This is a genomic window from Pedobacter insulae (assembly GCF_900113525.1).
GTDB lineage: Bacteria > Bacteroidota > Bacteroidia > Sphingobacteriales > Sphingobacteriaceae > Pedobacter > Pedobacter insulae.
This window is the reverse complement of record NZ_FOPP01000004.1, coordinates 105,092-121,698: the sequence shown is the minus strand read 5'-3', so window position 1 is coordinate 121,698 and position 16,607 is coordinate 105,092. Positions and strand designations below refer to the sequence as shown.

Here is a 16,607-nt window from a genome sequence, read left to right as displayed (position 1 = left end):
CGCTTAGTAAGACAATATAATTTCGTTTTGGTTACGCTTAAGTTTTAAATTATCAAAAGTTTTAATAATCGTTCTCAGATTTTCATCCAATGATTTTTCATAAGGTAAAGTTGTAGTTATTGTTAACTCTTTTGCCGCACCTGTTACGACTACATTACCACCATAAGCTTCATTTAAAATGGCGACTAAAATTGGTAAAGGTGTTTGATCGGCGATAAATAATTTACTTCTATAATAGTTATACAATTCATCGTTAACCGGTAGTTTGGCTAATTTATTTACTCCTTTTTCTAAAACCAATTTCTCTCCTTTATGCAATAAGACAGTAGCGTTACCCAAGCTCACCTTAACAATTCCTGTTTCAACTACTACTTCAGTTAATCCTTTTAAATGCTTGATATTAAAAGAAGTTCCAACCACCTCTACAGTAACCTTATCTATTTCAATTATAAAAGGTTTAGCCTTATCTTTGGCAACTTCAAAAAATACATCCCCACTTTCCAGTTTAATGTTCCTTTTATTTTTAAAGTTGTTTGCATATTCAATATGTGAAAATTTATTCAATGTAATTTCAGAACCATCTGGAAGCAGTTGTGACCTCACTTGGAGATTCGTTTTCACATCAGTGTAACCTTGGGTTTTAAAAATCGTGTAAAGTGCCCATGAACCTATAGCGAGCACAAATACCGCGGCAATGCGCGCCAATGAGTTGATTGGTTTTAACCTTATCGTCGCATTGGGCTTTACTGTATTGGCTTTATTTTTAAATTTTAGCCAAGCGGCATCGATATCTACCTCACGCTTACTCAATAAGTTCCTGCTTTCGGCCCAAATCCTTTCTAAAGAAGCTAAGTAAACAGGGTTCTCTGCAGTTGACTGCAGCCATTCATTTACCGCTGAATTTTCCTCAGCGTTAGTTTCCCTTAGTAAAAATTTAATTAATAATTCATCTTCCATCTCTTATCTCTCCTATTTTAAAAAATCTTTGTAATACATTAAACAAGAAAGCAATAAAATGAGGAAATCCGCCAATTTTATACGCATAATCCTCAAAGCCTTCCCCATTTGGTTTTCTATAGTTTTAGTAGATAAACCCAGCTCCTCAGCTATTTCTCTATATTTTAGTTCTTCAAATCTGCTCATTTGAAAGATAGTCCTGCACTGCTCTGGCAAATCGTTTAATGCTAAATTAATTTGCTGCTGCAATTCTGTAAGCTCTAACCGATCAGCCGCCGTATGATAAGCCGAATCCATACCATGATGGGTAAAATCCTGATATTTTGTTTTAACTTTTTGATGTTTCAAGTAATTTAAACTATCGTGATAAACGCATTTATACAAGTATGCTTTTAACGAGGTCTGTACACTAAGTTGCGCTCTTCTTTCCCAAAACTTTAAAAAAAGTTGTTGAACAATTTCTTCAGCATCATCTTCGTCCTTTACAATCACCGTGGCATAAGCAAGCAGCGCCTTATAATGCAGTCTGAATAAGGATTCAAAGTCTGCATCATCTAGGTAATGATCTGAAGAAGCGCTAATTGTTTTCAAGGTTCAAATATATTATTTTTCGTTGTTGGTTTTGAGTTGCTTGCCAAATCGTCAATGTTTTCCCATCATTACGAAGTGTTGCACAGAACGAAGCAACGCAATCCTAAAGCACAAATACCTTAAGGGGTAGATTGCTTCGTACCTAGCAATGACGAGATCTTGTTCAAGAACCTTTTTCCGCATCCAGACGTAGAACATACAACGTATTACTTATAACGTACAACTTCTAATCCCTAAATCGCTATCCTTTTAATAATCTCTTTGCCTGTTTCACTATGTGCTGTTATCAAATCAATATACTGCACTTTCGGGAACCAAAACGAGCCACCGTCTACTTTTACGAATACTCTCTTAAGCAACAAATTATCGTCTCCGTTTTTTATATACATCTTATAAGTATTGTCTGCTGTTGATTTTAATAAATAAAGTGGCATTTTTTTATAAGCAGCTAAACGGATTTCAAACTCATCCTTACCAAGAGATCTACATTTTACGCCATAAGCAAATCGCTGTTCAATTCCAGTTAAAGGTTTATACTTCTGTTCTTCTTCATACCTAATCCAGGAACCAATAACTGGTTTCTGCGGATCAATTGTACCATCTCTCCTAAAGTTAATTTCATAAATAATGGTGTTGGCATCAGGTGTACGCTGTAAGAAAAAAAGCAGGTTTTTCCCCACAGGTGTAGGGAGTGCTTCTGCAGTGTTTTGAGCACTTACCAAACTTGTTAACAGCAAAATAAATACCGTTATCATAACAATTACTTTAAAATGCTTATACTCATTGGATCTATACGTCGCCATAGATAAAGGCATTAATTTTCGGTGATGAATTTTACCAGGACTAGCGAAGATAAAAAATAGGGCTTCCTTTAAACCCCTGCTTGCTTTAACATCATTAAACATATCAATGTACTCTTGAAAATTGAGGAGAAAGGGATTAATTTTATGAGTTACCGGCTTAGTTAGCCCGTATATCGGCTTCTCTTCCTCGTATTGAAATGAATTAAATAGATGATCCCAAATCATAAAGGTAGCCCCAAAGTTCTTATCTAAATACTTTTCCTGACTCCCATGATGAACTCTGTGGTTGGAAGGGGTACCAAAATACCGCTCCATAAAAGGATGCAGTTTTCCAATGGCCTCTGTATGAACCCAAAATTGATATAAAGTGCTTAACTGACTAACTACCATAAATACAACAGGATGAAAACCAACTAACACTACAGGTATAAAGAAGATTACTTTGAAATGCTGTACCCAGCTTTGTCTGAATGCCACGGTTAAATTATAATGCTCTGCCGAATGGTGCACAACATGAGTTGCCCAAAAGAAACGGTTGTAATGCGAAATTCTGTGCGACCAGTAACTGCAAAAATCATATAGAATGAAGGCAGGAATTAACGTGTACCAATTCAGCAACATGCGCCAAGGCAAAAGATTGTACAAGCAAATTGCAGCATAAACCAACACTACCTTCATTAGCAGATTTACAGTTAAATTGCCTAAACCGATAAGTAATGAACCTAAGGTCTCTTTGTTTTCATAAGTTTTATGTTCACCAAAATGAGATACTAAGAGCTCAACAATAGTAAAGAAGAACACGCCAGGTAATGCATACAGCATTAAGTCTGGAGCTTTCGCCTGCAGCAAATTTACATCGGCTAAATTAATTTCGGCAGCGCCAAATAATTCGGGGATGGCTAACATGGTCTTAAAACTTAAGTACTTTGCCTGAACCAGAGACTTTGGTATCTAATTGTGGATTTCCTCTATAGTAAACCTCTCCGCTGCCGCTAATTCTAGCCTTTAAATAATCGGCAACTTGTACATGTATGTCGCCACTTCCCGAGATATCGATATCAGCCTCTTTTACATTTGCCTTTTGGAAGAATGCTTTTCCAGAGCCTGAGATAGTCGCATCCAAACGATCTATATTTAATGTTTGGTTTACTGAGATATCTCCAGAACCACTAATGCTCAAATCAAAATCTGCAATAGATGGAAAATTACCATCAATGTTAACGCTGCCGCTTCCGCTTAACGAAGTGCCTTTAACAAGCGGCATGGTAACAAAAATCTCGATATCATCTTGTCTAACATTGGCATTTTTATAGCTCAAGTTTAAACGTTTACCATCTAAAGTGGTTTTAAAGTATGGAATAAGATTGCTCGATCCTTTTAGAACAACTTTGTATTCGTTGCCATAGGTTACGTGAACTGGGCTAGCCCCGCTAACATGCAGACTAGTGAATTCGTTTAAGGTTCTGGTATCTGTAATTTGATCGCCATTGGCAGTTAACCGATCTTTTTGGCATGAGCTGAACATCAAAATGCCGAGCATAAATAATAATAAATGTTTCATTTGTGTGTGTTTTATAAAGTAAATATTTAAAGAGAATTGATTGTTAAATCAACTAGATGGTTGCATAGCTAATCAAAGAATCCCTAAAAAAGGATCTGTAAACCAGCCGTATAACCAACATATAGTGCATTGTAGTCATTGCCCCATTTGTTGTTCCAAGTCTTTAAGTTTTTAGTATAAAGTTGCTTCCCTTCATCAGTATTGGTGGTTACGTAGTTAATTGACGGTCCGCCGAAAACACCTAGTGTTTTAAACAGCTTGACATTCGGCATAACTCTGAAAGAGGTTTTAAAATATTCGCCTGCTTTAAAACTTTCTAAAGTAGTGGCAACAAGCTCGGTGTTTAAACTAAAGGCATTTGATGAAAAGAAATGAGCGCCTAAGCCAACTTCAGCGGCATACACTTCGTCTTCATTTTGATGGTTATAGCCTACTCCAATAATGCCATATAAAGCTTTTCCGCCTGACCGGAAGCTGAGCATGGTGGTTTGTGTTTCATCTATAGTTACGCCGATGCTTTTTTCGCCATTCTTAACGATGTTGATAATGCCTATAGGGTAATCTGAAGAGTCGGCGATATTGATAAAGCCTGCAATTTGCGCACCTTTTACTTTTTTCGCAATATTGATAAAGCCTGCAAGCTGAGATTCGCTTACATTTTGACTGGTAATATTTGCAAAACCTGCAAATTGGGCACCTTTAATGCTATGGGCAAGATTGATAAATCCAGCAAATTGGGCACCTTTGATATGATGCGCAATATTAGCGAAACCCGAGAATTGGGCACCTTTTACATTACCATTTGCAATATTGGTAAAGCCTGCAAAGGCTGCCCCTTTTCCACCACGATAAGTATTGGCAAACCCCGCAAACTGGGTACCATCGGCTTTGCCACCAATATGGTTAGAGAAACCTGCAAATTGACTTCCCACAGCATCGTGGCGAACGAAGTTACTTAGGCCGGCAAAAGTTAATCCTCGCTCGGCAGCAGAAACACCTGCAATTAAGTGAATAGAGAAGTTGTTAGTATCTAAAGGTGCGTGGGTTCCGTTAGAACTTAATGGATAAATAAAACCAACATGAATTTTGCCAGGAACTTGTGCAAAAAGGTTAAGGCTGGTTAATAAAAGTAACGCAAAAAAGATTGCTTTTAGAAGAGTGATTTTTTGTATCAAAAGTTTCATTTGTGTCTAATTTTAAAATGAGACAACAAGATGAAGGTCTACCCCTACGTCGGATAAAAAAATATTATTATTTTTTTGGGAGGCTATTCGTTGGATTCGTCATTGCGAGGCACGAAGCAATCTCACTGTGGGCGGGCCGGCATAGCGCTTTAAGGTTGCTTCGTGCCTCGCAATGACGAATTATCTAGCAATGACGTTACTTTAACACGTCGTAAGCAAACCGCAGTATCGTACCGAAAATGACAATCAGAAAGAAAATCCTTACAAACTTATTTCCTTTCAGTAAGGCAAGCTTAGCCCCAAAATACGAGCCGATGATGTTAAAAATCGCCATAGGTATGGCGTATTGAAATAACACATGCCCAGTAGAAGTAAAATAAATCAAAGCCGCTAAATTAGTAGCCATGTTTACGATTTTTGCATGCGCACTGGCTCCAACAAAATCGAAGCCTAGTACGGCAATAAAAACTAAAATCAAAAACGAGCCTGTGCCCGGACCAATCAGCCCATCGTAAAACCCAATGATTAAACCAAAGAGGCCTGCTAAAAAAACTTGCTTGGCAGGCGAATGCTCCTTTTGTTGGTGAATACCAAATTGCTTGTTAAAATAGGTATAAGCAGCAACGAGGATTAATACCACCAAAATAATTGGCTTAATTAAATCGTTGTTTAGTTTACTCACAGAATAAGCACCCATTAAGGAGGCGCAAAAGGCCGCAATAACGCAAGCAATTAAAACTTTATAGTTTAGCCTAATTTGCTTTGCGTATTTAAAAGCTGCAATACTAGTTCCGGCTAATGATGGTATTTTAACCGTACCAAAAATGGTAGCGACAGGATAATGCGGTAAAATAAGCAAGGTTGCCGGTGTTTGAAGCAATCCACCGCCGCCCACAATGGCATCGATAAAACCAGCTGCAAATGCGGCAAGGCAAAGGAGGATTAGTTCTTGAAAGAGAGGCGTCATTAACGTAACATCTTACATCCTTTCGGGCACATTGATACCCAAGATCTTCGTCCCTGCTTTCAATACATCAGCTGTTAGGCTACAAATATTTAAACGATGCTGTTTTACGTTAGCATTTTCTTCTTTTACAATTGGCGGTACCTCATGGTAAAACTTATTGAACAACTTAGCCAATTCATATAAATAGTTAGCTAAAAATGCTGGACTATATGATTTAGCCGCGTTGCTCAACTCTGCTGGATATTTCGACAACAACATGATCATGTCTAACTCTGTTGCTGTTAAAGCGCCTTGCTCCATACTCTTTGCCGCTTGATATTGCGCCTTACTCAGCAAAGATTTAATCCTCGCATGGGTATATTGGATAAAAGGTCCCGTGTTACCTTGAAAATCAATCGATTCAGAAGGATCAAATAACAGTCGCTTTTTAGGTTCTACTTTTAATAGAAAATATTTAAGGGCACCTAAGCCAATATTGGTATATAATTCAGCTTTTTCTGCCTCAGAGAAATCATTAATTTTACCTAGGGTTTCAGTTTTTTGCTTAGCAGTTTCAACCATTTCAGCCACCAAATCATCAGCGTCTACCACAGTTCCTTCTCTACTCTTCATTTTACCGCTTGGCAAATCAACCATCCCATAAGATAAATGGTATAATCCCTTGGCCCAACTTTTACCTAGTTTCTCCAGAATTAAAAACAATACCTTAAAATGATAGTCCTGCTCGTTACCAACCACATAAATGGATTGATCCATATGGAAATCATCATATTTCATTTGTGCGGTACCGAGATCTTGCGTAATATAAACTGAAGTTCCATCAGCTCTTAGCACCAATTTCTGGTCTAAACCATCGGCTGTTAAATCGATCCAAACAGAGCCATCTTCTTTTTTAAAGAACACACCTTTGGCCAATCCCTCATCAACGGTATCCTTACCTAATAAGTAAGTATTGCTTTCGTAATAATATTTATCGAAATCAACACCCAGGTTTTTGTAGCTAATCTCAAAACCTTCGTAAACCCAGCCATTCATCTTTCTCCAGAGCGCAATAACCCCTTCATCACCCGCTTCCCATTTCAACAACATTTGTTGGGCTTCTTTCATTAACGGTGCATTCTTTTTAGCTTCTTCTTCGGTCTGACCGTCTAATTTTAGTGTATCGATTTCTTTTTTATACTCTTTATCGAAGATCACATAGTATTTCCCAACTAAATGGTCGCCTTTTAAGCCAGAACTTTCAGGAGTTTCGCCATCCCCCCACTTTTCCCAAGCTAACATTGATTTGCAGATATGAATACCTCTATCGTTAACCAAATTCACTTTAAACACCTCAAATCCATCAGCCTTAAGCAACTCGGCAACTGAATAACCTAATAAGTTATTTCGTACATGGCCTAAATGCAGGGGTTTATTGGTATTTGGTGAAGAGTACTCTACCATTACCTTTTTACCATTTGGCTTTACAGTTAAGAAATCATCTTTTAAAAGCTCATTGTTGAAAAGATTTAACCAATATGAATCAGCGATACTTAGGTTTAAAAATCCTTTAACTACATTAAAAGCTGTGATTTCTGCTACATTGGCAAGCAGATATTCGCCAATAGCATTGGCAGTTTCTTCGGGTGATTTTTTCGAAAAACGAACAATAGGAAATACTACAAGGGTAATTTGCCCTTCAAATTCCTTTCTTGTTTCTTGTATATTGATGACACTTTCCGCTACATCTTCCTGATAAAGATGTTTAATAGCATTGAGTGTTTCGGTGATGATAAAATTCATGAGGCGAAAATAACTAAAGAAGTCCGTAAGTCAAAGATTAATGAGAGGTTTGGCATGGAGCGGCCTTCAGGGTATCCCTATTCAGGAAACAAACTTCACTTTCAGAAAAAATCTGCTAGCTTTGCACCACTACACCAAATATATGAACGAGCAGAAAGATAATTTCAAAATACAGGTAAATACTGAAATAGGTCGATTACGAAAATTGTTAATCCATAGTCCCGATAGTGGACTGGGTAAGGTTGTACCCTCCAAAGCTCAAGATTGGCTCTTCGAAGACATTGTACATTTAGATACGATCCGTAAAGACGAATACGATTATTACGTGAAGTTATTGATGTATTTCTTGGACCCTGCTAAGATTAAAGGAAAGTTAGCAACTATTGACTCAGATGAAGCTGATAGATCATTTTTTAAACCTGATAGTAAAGATTTTCACGCTTCAGAAAATGTAATCGAATTACAACAGTTGTTGGGAGATGTCTTAGAAAATACTGCTATTAAAAAGAAATTAAGTGCTTCGGTTTGCGCCATTGAGGGCTGTACTTATAAGCTTCAATTACAACTAATTGAAACTGAACCTACGGAGCTGGCTAAAACTTTGATATCTGGCTCATTGCCAGATGGAAGAATGATCTTTTCTCCTATCCCAAACCTGATCTTTACCCGGGATGTGGGTACTACCATCAACAACTATATCTTACTCAACAAGCCCGCTAAAAAGGCAAGAGTACGCGAAAGTTTATTGATGCGTTACATTTTTTTTAATCACCCCATGTTTGCTAATTATCATGACCACGTATTAGAGATTCCAGATTCAGAGCATCATTTCCTGCGCCCGGGTGAAGAGTTAGAGAACAGAACTACTTTAGAAGGAGGCGATGTAATGATGATTAGCCCTAATCATGTACTTATAGGTTGTAGTGAGCGTACTTCGCCCTATGGCGCCAACGAAGCGATGAAGTTGTTATTCGAAAATAACGTGGTTGAGAAAGTTACGGTTGTTAGAATTCCAAATAAACGGGATTTTATGCATTTAGACACGGTATTTACGCAGGTAAAACGTAATGTGTGGGTACTATTGCATTCAATAGCCAGTGTTGATGAAAATAAATATAAAACCCCAATTGATTTCTTAGTGCAACCTGAACCTAAAGAGCAGACTGAAATTATCCAGTTTTACAAGGATAAAAGTAAACCTAAGCATTTTGTGAGCATGGAACAGCTTTTTGAAGATATTAGCACAAACGACCTTAAGAGCACCGAACCTGTTGAATTTATTTACAGTGGCAATGGTGTTTTTCCTTTTGATGCTCGTGAACAATGGACAGATTCTTGTAACCTTTTGGCCATTAAAGAAGGTGTAGTATTAGGTTACGATAGAAATGACAAAACGGTTGAAGCATTTAAAGCAAAAGGGTTTAACATCGTTAAGGTAAAGGATTTGATTAATGATTTAGAAAGCGGTAAAGCTAATGCCGATACGCTAGTAGATACGTTAATTTTAATGCCTTCAGCAGAGTTATCGAGAGCCCGTGGCGGTTTTCACTGTATGAGTCTTCCTTTATTAAGAGATGACCTAAGCTAAACAATTAACCAATTTAAACAGTAACCAACTAACCATCGTGCAGACTACCAACCATATTTTAATGATTAGGCCAGTTGATTTTAAATTCAATGCGCAAACGGCTGGCAATAATAAATTTCAACAAGAGTCGTCAGACGAAAATGTACAAAGCTTGGCACTGAAAGAGTTCGATGGCTTTGTAGCGATGTTAAGGAACAATGGCGTTGAAGTTACAGTAATTGATGACACGTTAACTCCAGAAACGCCCGATTCTATTTTTCCCAATAACTGGGTTTCGTTTCACGATAATGGAGAAGTAATCCTGTATCCGATGTTCTCTGAGAACAGAAGGGCGGAACGCAGAAAGGAAATCATAGACCGTATCCATGAAAATTTTGTTATTACGAGGATAATAGATTTGAGTGCAAATGAGGCTAACAATGTATTCTTAGAAGGAACCGGAAGTCTGGTTTTAGATAGGGTAAATAGAATTGCCTATGCCTGTTTATCATTAAGAACAGATGAAAAGGTTTTAGCTGAATTTTGCAGCAAAGCAGGCTATAAATCAGTAGTTTTCAGCGCGCTGGATGATCAAGGTTTTCCCATTTACCATACTAACGTGATGATGTGTATTGGCAGTCGATTCGCTGTAGTTTGTTTTGATTCAATACCTGATGAAACAGAAAAAAACACATTAAGAAGAAGTTTGATCGACACAGGTAAAGAAATAATTGAGATCAGCTTTGCGCAGATGAACCAATTTGCCGGCAATATGCTGGAAATTAAAAGCAATACTGGAGATGACTTATTGGTAATGTCGGAGCAAGCATACCTATCGTTAGAGAGCAATCAACTTGCTTCATTAACGAAATATTGCAAACTTGTGCATGCGCCTTTGTACACGATTGAGAAAAATGGAGGTGGCAGTGCCAGGTGTATGTTAGCAGAGGTACATTTACCAAAGGTTTAGGTGTTAGTCATTGTTTTAAGGTATGCTACTTCGTTTAAGGCATGCTATTTCCGTCATTGGGGGCATCCTATTCCGTCATTGCGAGGTACGAAGCAATCTAATTGAGATTGCTTCGTACCTCGCAATGACGGCCCTACCTCGCATGACGGCCGTGCCACGCAAAAACAGCACTATAAAGTTCGTTGTATAAACGAATAGTACTTTAACTCGATAATATCATTCGGAATTGGATTATCGTTCCAAACATCATTAATTGACAAGGCTGTACCTATTGCCGTTGCTTGTGAAACGGAAGAAGCATATACTTCAATATCGGGGATAGATATTGCAAGCAAGTGCATATAGATTGCATTTTTACCAAAACCTCCATCCACAAAAACTCTTTTTACACCAGGATTTAAAATTAACCGCAACGAATAGACCTGCTGTTTAACTAAATCGAAAATCAATTGATGATAGGCTTCCTCAGCGGTTTTGAATAAACTAAGATCCCTTTTTCCAAAGGCTGAAGTAGTAGAGAACTCCTGTTGCGGAAACTGGTTTTCTGGAACTTTCGTTCCGAGCTTTAAGAACAATCCTGGGTTAAACTTTAAATGCTTGAAAAGATACGCTGCACGGTCATAATGCTCAGCAATGCGTTTCAATTGCTGGTCGTGCTCATTCCCGGCAAAAATCCTGGAAGCTTTAACGGCTTTACCTTTAAAATGCATGTAACAAAGGCAGTCTTGTTTTAGCTCCTCAGCCGTTAAGGGATCTTGATTAAACGGATTTAAGCTAATGCACCATGTCCCTGTTGATAAAAGTACAAATGGAACAGAGAAATTAGCCAGATAAGGAATCAATGCAGCAGAACTATCGTGCAGCCCCACGCCAACTTGATAACTCTTGCCTTCAAATTGGCATGCTGAACTTGAATCAGCTGGCGTAAAAGTTCCAAACTTGGCAACTAACCCCTCCTCAATTACCCATTGATGGTATTGATTCTTATTAAAATCCCACAGATGGGTGTGGCAACCAATACTGGTGATATCGGCAACTGCTTTACCGGTAATTAAATAACTTAAATATTGAGGTAAATGCAGCGCATATTTAATTTTAGCAAAAAGTTCAGGTCTTTCCTTTTTCAGGCGATAAAACTGGAGGCCAGAATTTAAACTTCCCAATACTGGTGAAGCTGTTTGGAGGGAGAGCTGCTCTTCTCCACCGTACTTTGTATAAAACTCATTTTTTAGTGCTTCGGGATAAGCCTTCAGATAATTATACAAAGGCGTTAAGGGCTCACCGTTTTCATCCAGGTATACAAAACTGGCACCATAGGTAGAAAAGTTGATCGCTTTGATCTCATACTCGGCCATTTTTGATACCTGATGTAATGAATCGTATACTGATGAACGCAAGCTCTCTAAGTTTTCGCAGGGTTCTCCATCTTCATCAACCGTTTCGACGAAACGGGCTGAGCGTTCGTACACAATTTGATAGTTCTCGTCGATCAAGAAGAGCTTCTTGTTGGTTTTCCCAACATCAAATATTGCAATAACTGGTATAGGCATCTTAACTGTTGATTATAAACCGGTAGCCACCGTGTTTTGACCGCGTTCACCTATTAAGCTTTTTCTACACCCTAAATTACGATATAAATTTAATGGCGACAGAGCTGCACCCGCCCTTAGTCGGGCCTCGGCTACAATGGATCTTAAATCACTTCTAAACGTATGTTGTAAAATTTCCTGACAAGCAACCACGTCATTATTTTGTTGCGCTTCAGTTAACGCTTTTCGATCTACCAACAGCGCTTGAGCATAGGCAATCATGATCGCTTCAATTGATTGTAATAAATCCTCTAATGGGTCTTTAACGTTGTGTGACGCATCAATCATCCAGCCTAAGCTAGTGGCATGATCCATGCCTCGTGCGTCCATCCCTTCAACCAATTCGTTAAAGATCAAGAAAAGTTGATATGGCTTAATGCTTCCGGTTGTCAAATCATCATCCCCGTATTTGGAGTCATTAAAATGGAAACCGCCTAGTTTACCTTCCATTAACAGCAACGCAACAATTTGTTCGATATTAGCATTTGGCAAATGGTGTCCTAAATCGACCAGAGTATAGGCTTGCTCACCCAGTTTGTTAGCATATAATAACGACTGTCCCCAATCGCCAACCGTAGTCGAGTAAAAGTTAGGCTCATAAGCCTTATATTCTACAAACATCTTCCAGTTAGCAGGTAATGCAGCATAAATCTCTTGTAAGCTGTTTAAAGTATTTTCGAAAGCCTTCCTAAAGTTAAGCTGTCCTGGGAAGCAAGATCCATCGGCTAACCAAACAGTTAAGGATTCAGAACCCAAGGCTATACCTTGTTTAATTACTTCAACATTGTGCTCAATGGCCAACTTTCTAACTGCTTTGTCAACATGTTGCAAAGATCCGAATTTATAGCTTAAAGCCTGTCCGGGCTGATCTTGGAAAGTGTTAGAGTTTACAGCATCGAACTTAAGTCCGTAGCTAGCAGCTAGGCTTTTAATCTGCTCGGGATTTTGAGGAATATCCCAGGGAATATGCAATGATATCGCTCCGCTTGAAGCATTTAGTGCATGTAATAAACCGACATCTTCGATTTTCTCTTCGATGTTACGCGGTTCACCGCCATTGATAGCGAAACGGCCAAAGCGGGTGCCGCCAGTGCCTAAAGCCCAGCTTGGGATAGCAATTTGAAAGTCTACCAGTTTTTGAATCACTTTCTCTATATCCACAGATTCCCATTCATTTTTTAAATGAGAAAGTTGTTTTTGATGCTTACCTAAAAGCGTATCGTTATGCTGTGCTATTTGATTTTTCTCGATGTTCATGTTAAGTATTTTATTTTTTTTTCCACACTTTTCTCACCCTTTACCTAAACACTTTGACAACCTTTCGGTTGTCAAAGTGCCTATCTCACAAATGCTATGGCAACTCCCCCGTCCACATTCAATACATTTCCGGTAGATTTATTCAGCAAGCCTCCTACAAAAGCAAAGCATGCATTGGCAATGTCATCAGGTAAAATGATTTGGTTCAACAGGGTGCGTTTTGCATAATAAGCAGGCAATTCGGCCACAGTTACACCATATGCTTTGGCTCTACCCTCGGCCCAACCACCTGCCCAAATATTGCTGTCACTAATTACAGCATCGGGATTAACCACATTTACACGGATATTATTTGCTCCTAGTTCTGCCGCATTTAATCTACTCAGATGCAATTGAGCAGCTTTTGCACTACCATAACCTGCATTATTAGGCCCACTAACCAAAGCATTCTTACTTACAATATTAATAATATCGCCACCAATATCTTGCTTTTGCATAGTATTTGTTGCAGCTTGCGTGATAAAAAACTGGCCCTTTACCAAAACATCATATAATAAATCCCAGTCCTTTTCGGTATGGTCGCCGATTGTTTTCGAGATTGATAATCCAGCATTGTTCACCACGATATCAATGCCACCAAAAGCTAATGCGGCAGCATCAAAGGCGGCATTAATATCTTCTGCACTGGTTACATTTAATGAAACAGTACTGTAAGCGTCTTTTCCATACATAGCTTTAAATTCTTCTCCTGCCTCAGCTAAACGCTCGGCATTCATATCGTTTAAGATAACTACTGCACCTTCCGAAACAAATTTCTTGGCAATAGCTTTACCAATCCCTCCGGCACTTCCTGTTATTAAAGCAATTTTACCAGTAAGGGGCTTCGGTTTTGGCATGCGCTGCAATTTCGCTTCTTCTAATAACCAATATTCAATATTAAAAGCTTCTTGGTGTGGTAGTGAAGTATATTCAGAAATCGCTTCTGCCCCCTTCATTACATTAATCGCATTGATATAAAACTCGGCCGCTACCCTTGCCGTTTGTTTATCTTTCGAAAAAGTAAACATTCCAACACCTGGATATAAAATTACGACAGGATTAGTATCACGTATGGCTGGACTATTAGCATGCTTACACTTTTCGTAATACTCCGTGTACATTTCCCTGTAAGCTTCGAAAGCAGGTACTAGCGTAGCTTTAACAGCGGTTGCATCAGTCAGATCTGCATTACTTGATAAATTCAATACCAGCGGACTTATTTTAGTCCTCAAAAAATGATCTGGACAGCTAGTTCCCATTGGCGCTAAGCGTGCTAAATCATTTGAATTGATAAATTCCAAAACTCGCGCGTCATCGGTAAAGTGACCTATCATGTGTTGTTTTGATGAGCACAATCCACGTAAAACTGGCGCTAATGCAGCTGCTTGTCTTTTACGTTGCGCCGCATCGGCACTTTCTATTTGTTGTCCACCAAATATAGGTCCTTTTTTACCATAGTTATTTTGCAGATAATCAGAGCAAATCTCAATTACATTTAAAGTATTGATATAACTTTCATAAGCAGTATCTCCCCAAGTAAATAAGCCATGAGAGCCTAACATAATTCCTCTGATACCCGGATTTTCAGCTAAGCATTGTTTCAGTTGCAAGCCTAACTCGAAACCTGGTTTCTTCCATTCCACCCAACCAATAGTACCATTAAAAAGTTCCTCTGTAATCTTTTTTCCATCTTTAGCAGCCGCAATTGCGATAGCTGCATCAGGGTGCAAGTGATCTATGTGTTTAAAAGGCAAAAAGCCGTGTAATGGTGTATCAATTGAAGGCGCTTTCGAGCTTAGATCAAAAATACAATGGTTAAATAGCTCTACCATCTCATCTTCATGTTCCACACCCCTGTAAATATTTTTCAAGCTCCTTAAGCGATCAATGTACAGCGCAGCTAAGCCACTCTTTTTTAAGGTACCTAAATCGCCACCGGAACCCTTTACCCACATCACTTCAGTTTCGGAACCTGTTAGCGGATCTTTTTCCATCAACTTACAAGAGGTATTGCCACCACCATAGTTGGTTAAACGCAAATCGGCACCTAATAAGTTGGAGCGATAAATTAAAAGCGCTACTTCATCTCCAGCCAATTTGCTAGCTTCTTCCTCATCCCATAGGTAACTTACGTACTTGTATTCTTTAACCGACATATATTAGATTTTTTATTTATTGGTTTATTCGTTGTTGAAAACTGCTTATTTAATAGAATTTCCGTAGCCTACAATCAGTACAGAAGCTATAATGGTAATAATTCCGACTACTACGGTAATAAAGGTTTTCCTCGACACGCCTTTCCATTCTTTTAAGATTATTCCCCACATATTGGCAATCAAAATGATAAATGCCATGTGTAAAATCCACGAACTTGCTCCATTGCCCATTTTGCTTTCGCCCATACCGTAGAAAAAGAACTGCAAAAACCATGTTGTACCTGCAAGGGCAGAGAAAATGTAATTTTTCAATAATGGAACGGTAGGTTTTGTATAATCACCGAAAGTTTTATTACGGGCATTTAAAATCATACACCAAATAAAATTAGTTGTTAAGCCACCCCAAAGCACAACGATATAGGTCACATTGTTTTGAAATAAGAAATTCCCTGTTTCGCTTGGATTAGCAGCTTTCCAAAGTGCATTTGCAGCATCGGCCATAGGCTTTCCTGCTTCGATCCCAAAATTAAAGCACGCGCTTAAAACACCGGAAACAATTCCTACAAACAAACCTAAGCCAAATTTATATTCTGTTTTAACTTCCATGCCATGCGGATCAGTTGTTGATGCTTTTAATTCCTTTTCTTTCATCATCCCTGCTTTGCCGCAAATCACAATACCAATTACACAAACTAATAAGCCCAATAATACCATGCGACCCCATTCTGTAGTTAAAAACATAGTGAATGTATCCTTGCCTTCTTGCGGAAAAACGTCGAAATAAATGGATGGAAGGATAGAACCTAAAACCATACATAGCCCTAAAATAATGCTACTTCCTAGCGAAACACCTAAGTAACGAACGCCTAAACCATATGTTAATCCGCCGATTCCCCACAATACGCCAAAAAAGTAAGTAAGCGCTAAAATTTGTCCGCCAGTGGTCGAAATAATTCCCGCAAAGTCTGGAATAGTTAAATAAGCAGCTAACGGTGGAACAATAAGCCATGAAAAAATACCACCTACTATCCAATAGCTTTCCCAAGCCCAACCCTTTACTTTTTTATATGGAATGTAAAAGCTACCAGAGGCAAAACCTCCGATAAAATGAAAAAATACCCCTAAAATTGCTTGCATGGTTATTTATGTTTGGTTAGCCGAATGTATAAATTGCTAAAAATTTA

Annotated in this window: 13 protein-coding genes; 2 read left to right on the top strand and 11 right to left on the bottom strand. The window is 38.5% G+C overall.

Annotated elements, in window-relative coordinates:
• Positions 1-3 precede the first annotated feature (3 nt).
• The 7 genes from BM207_RS07920 to argS form a co-directional block, all read right to left on the bottom strand.
• Positions 4-957 (bottom strand): FecR family protein, encoded by a 954-nt coding sequence (locus BM207_RS07920; RefSeq protein ID WP_090993045.1) that lies wholly within the window; start codon positions 955-957, stop codon positions 4-6.
• 12 nt (positions 958-969) lie between these two features.
• Positions 970-1,548: an RNA polymerase sigma-70 factor gene (locus BM207_RS07915; RefSeq protein ID WP_090993044.1), complete on the bottom strand. Its 579-nt coding sequence runs from the start codon at positions 1,546-1,548 to the stop codon at positions 970-972.
• 233 nt (positions 1,549-1,781) lie between these two features.
• Positions 1,782-3,257 (bottom strand): DUF4833 domain-containing protein, encoded by a 1,476-nt coding sequence (locus BM207_RS19090; RefSeq protein ID WP_177217082.1) that lies wholly within the window; start codon positions 3,255-3,257, stop codon positions 1,782-1,784.
• A 4-nt stretch (positions 3,258-3,261) separates the two neighbouring features.
• Positions 3,262-3,912, bottom strand: coding sequence for a head GIN domain-containing protein (locus BM207_RS07905; protein WP_090993043.1), 651 nt, complete (start codon positions 3,910-3,912; stop codon positions 3,262-3,264).
• A gap of 83 nt (positions 3,913-3,995) precedes the next feature.
• Entirely contained in the window at positions 3,996-5,096 is a 1,101-nt protein-coding gene (locus BM207_RS07900; protein WP_090993042.1) for a hypothetical protein, read from the bottom strand.
• Positions 5,097-5,292: 196 nt separating this feature from the next.
• Positions 5,293-6,063, bottom strand: a complete 771-nt coding sequence (locus tag BM207_RS07895) for a sulfite exporter TauE/SafE family protein (RefSeq protein ID WP_090993041.1) — start codon at positions 6,061-6,063, stop codon at positions 5,293-5,295.
• 12 nt (positions 6,064-6,075) lie between these two features.
• A complete protein-coding gene (argS, locus tag BM207_RS07890; protein WP_090993040.1) occupies positions 6,076-7,845 on the bottom strand; it encodes an arginine--tRNA ligase in 1,770 nt (589 codons plus the stop codon).
• Positions 7,846-7,885: 40 nt separating this feature from the next.
• On the opposite strand from argS, the gene BM207_RS07885 reads away from it, so the two are divergent.
• Positions 7,886-9,433: an arginine deiminase family protein gene (locus BM207_RS07885; protein WP_317040284.1), complete on the top strand. Its 1,548-nt coding sequence runs from the start codon at positions 7,886-7,888 to the stop codon at positions 9,431-9,433.
• Between the two features lie 61 nt (positions 9,434-9,494).
• The gene (ctlX, locus tag BM207_RS07880; RefSeq protein ID WP_218155031.1) at positions 9,495-10,382 is read left to right on the top strand and encodes a citrulline utilization hydrolase CtlX; all 888 of its coding nucleotides are present in this window, start codon (positions 9,495-9,497) and stop codon (positions 10,380-10,382) included.
• 170 nt (positions 10,383-10,552) lie between these two features.
• Here ctlX and BM207_RS07875 read toward each other — a convergent pair whose 3' ends face one another.
• The 4 genes from BM207_RS07875 to rhaT all read right to left on the bottom strand — a co-directional run bounded on the left by BM207_RS07875 (position 10,553) and on the right by rhaT (position 16,560).
• On the bottom strand, positions 10,553-11,932 hold the full coding sequence (locus BM207_RS07875) for an FGGY-family carbohydrate kinase (RefSeq protein ID WP_090993037.1): 1,380 nt from the start codon (positions 11,930-11,932) through the stop codon (positions 10,553-10,555).
• A gap of 12 nt (positions 11,933-11,944) precedes the next feature.
• Complete coding sequence (locus BM207_RS07870; RefSeq protein WP_090993036.1) at positions 11,945-13,228, bottom strand: sugar isomerase; 1,284 nt, start codon at positions 13,226-13,228, stop codon at positions 11,945-11,947.
• An 80-nt stretch (positions 13,229-13,308) separates the two neighbouring features.
• Positions 13,309-15,423, bottom strand: a complete 2,115-nt coding sequence (locus BM207_RS07865; protein ID WP_090993035.1) for a bifunctional aldolase/short-chain dehydrogenase — start codon at positions 15,421-15,423, stop codon at positions 13,309-13,311.
• A gap of 45 nt (positions 15,424-15,468) precedes the next feature.
• Positions 15,469-16,560, bottom strand: a complete 1,092-nt coding sequence (gene rhaT, locus BM207_RS07860) for an L-rhamnose/proton symporter RhaT (protein WP_090993034.1) — start codon at positions 16,558-16,560, stop codon at positions 15,469-15,471.
• Between the last annotated feature and the right edge of the window lie 47 nt (positions 16,561-16,607).

Excerpts from the sequence above, each read along its gene's own strand:
- BM207_RS07895 (WP_090993041.1), bottom strand. The coding sequence starts at position 6,063 with ATGACGCCTCTCTTTCAAGAACTAATCCTCCTTTGCCTTGCCGCATTT.
- BM207_RS07905 (WP_090993043.1), bottom strand. The coding sequence starts at position 3,912 with ATGAAACATTTATTATTATTTATGCTCGGCATTTTGATGTTCAGCTCA.
- BM207_RS07870 (WP_090993036.1), bottom strand. The coding sequence starts at position 13,228 with ATGAACATCGAGAAAAATCAAATAGCACAGCATAACGATACGCTTTTA.
- ctlX (WP_218155031.1), top strand. The coding sequence starts at position 9,495 with ATGATTAGGCCAGTTGATTTTAAATTCAATGCGCAAACGGCTGGCAAT.
- BM207_RS07865 (WP_090993035.1), bottom strand. The coding sequence starts at position 15,423 with ATGTCGGTTAAAGAATACAAGTACGTAAGTTACCTATGGGATGAGGAA.
- BM207_RS07900 (WP_090993042.1), bottom strand. The coding sequence starts at position 5,096 with ATGAAACTTTTGATACAAAAAATCACTCTTCTAAAAGCAATCTTTTTT.
- BM207_RS19090 (WP_177217082.1), bottom strand. The coding sequence starts at position 3,257 with ATGTTAGCCATCCCCGAATTATTTGGCGCTGCCGAAATTAATTTAGCC.
- BM207_RS07875 (WP_090993037.1), bottom strand. The coding sequence starts at position 11,932 with ATGCCTATACCAGTTATTGCAATATTTGATGTTGGGAAAACCAACAAG.
- argS (WP_090993040.1), bottom strand. The coding sequence starts at position 7,845 with ATGAATTTTATCATCACCGAAACACTCAATGCTATTAAACATCTTTAT.
- BM207_RS07920 (WP_090993045.1), bottom strand. The coding sequence starts at position 957 with ATGGAAGATGAATTATTAATTAAATTTTTACTAAGGGAAACTAACGCT.
- rhaT (WP_090993034.1), bottom strand. The coding sequence starts at position 16,560 with ATGCAAGCAATTTTAGGGGTATTTTTTCATTTTATCGGAGGTTTTGCC.
- BM207_RS07885 (WP_317040284.1), top strand. The coding sequence starts at position 7,886 with ATGAGAGGTTTGGCATGGAGCGGCCTTCAGGGTATCCCTATTCAGGAA.